This window comes from Paenibacillus sp. NRS-1781 (assembly GCF_050467745.1).
GTDB lineage: Bacteria > Bacillota > Bacilli > Paenibacillales > Paenibacillaceae > Paenibacillus > Paenibacillus terrae_A.
Genome location: NZ_JBITPI010000050.1, coordinates 1 through 1,261, shown reverse-complemented (window position 1 = coordinate 1,261; position 1,261 = coordinate 1). Strand labels below are relative to the sequence as shown.

Genomic DNA, 1,261 nt, shown 5'->3' with positions numbered 1-1,261 from the left:
TGGAGTGGAGCCTACAGAATCAAGATGATTCAATTCCGATCATGGGGAGCATAACAGCTAGTACAGGAAATAGTGTAACCATAAAAGCAGGAAGTAGTAGTGGGGCAATCAACAAAGCATTAATATTAACAGCCACATTAGTAAGCGATCCTAACATTGCCATAGAAAAGACCATTAGCCTTAAGAATTTATTCTAAGCTTTATATCTATACGGCTTGCCTTAGAGGTGAGCCATTCTCATTTTAAAGGAGCACATACATATGCAACGAAAATCTATTGATTACTTGCTCAGTCTGAGTCTATTGAAGCAATTGAGATCACAACATGTCATTACAGAAGAAGAGTTTATCGCGATTGATGAGCTGAATAAAAAGTCTTTCAAGTAGCTGTAACATGGACAGAAATGGACTTGATGATGTAGCGCACGCATTATACCATGTGATCGTATAAAGAAGATATCGAAGGGAGAAACGTCTATGGCACAAGCCGCAACCGCAAAAAAAGTCGTGATCGTTCCCGTGAAAACGTTGGACATCGTAGAGGGAATTCAACCCATCCAGAAAAAGAAAGTCGCAGCCTATTGCCGGGTCAGTACCGATTCTGAGGAGCAAAAGGAGAGCTATACCAATCAGGTTAATCATTATACCCAATACATTCAAAACAACTTGGAATGGGAAATGGCGGATATTTACGCAGATGAAGGGATCACCGGAACCAGCACCAAAAATAGAACTCACTTTAATCGCATGATACAGGATGCTCGAAACGGTAAACTGGATCTGATTCTGGTCAAGTCGATTTCGAGGTTTGCCAGAAACACACTGGATTTACTGAAATATGTACGGGAACTCAAAAGTCTCGGAGTTGCTGTGTTCTTTGAACGAGAGAACATTAATACACTCGATACAACAGGTGAAGTATTGCTGACCATCCTGAGTTCACTTGCTCAAGACGAGAGTCGAAACATTTCTGAGAATAGCCGATGGGGAATATTACGTGGCTTTCAAAACGGCAAAGTCTTCTGCAACACGACTCGCTTCCTTGGCTATGATAAGGATGAACATGGTGAATTGGTCATTAATGAGCCAGAAGCTGAGATTGTACGCAGAATATATGAGGAGTATCTAGACGGAAAAAGCTATCAGGCGATTGCTAGAGGATTGATGCGAGATCACATTAAAACAGTCACGGGTAGCGATACGTGGTGGGATTCCTCCATTACCTTAATTCTGACCAATGAGAAATATTACGGAGCTTTGCT

The 1,261-nt window shown here is 41.5% G+C and carries 2 protein-coding genes and 1 pseudogene; all 3 read left to right on the top strand.

Annotated elements, in window-relative coordinates; genetic code table 11:
• A pseudogene (locus tag ACIFO6_RS19175) lies at positions 1 to 197 on the top strand (hypothetical protein); the annotation flags it as partial.
• 63 nt (positions 198 to 260) lie between these two features.
• A complete protein-coding gene (locus ACIFO6_RS19170; RefSeq protein ID WP_010348683.1) occupies positions 261 to 386 on the top strand; it encodes an SHOCT domain-containing protein in 126 nt (41 codons plus the stop codon).
• Positions 387 to 476: 90 nt separating this feature from the next.
• Positions 477 to 1,261, top strand: a 785-nt coding sequence (locus ACIFO6_RS19165; protein ID WP_430042930.1) for a recombinase family protein, incomplete at its 3' end; no start/stop codon positions are given.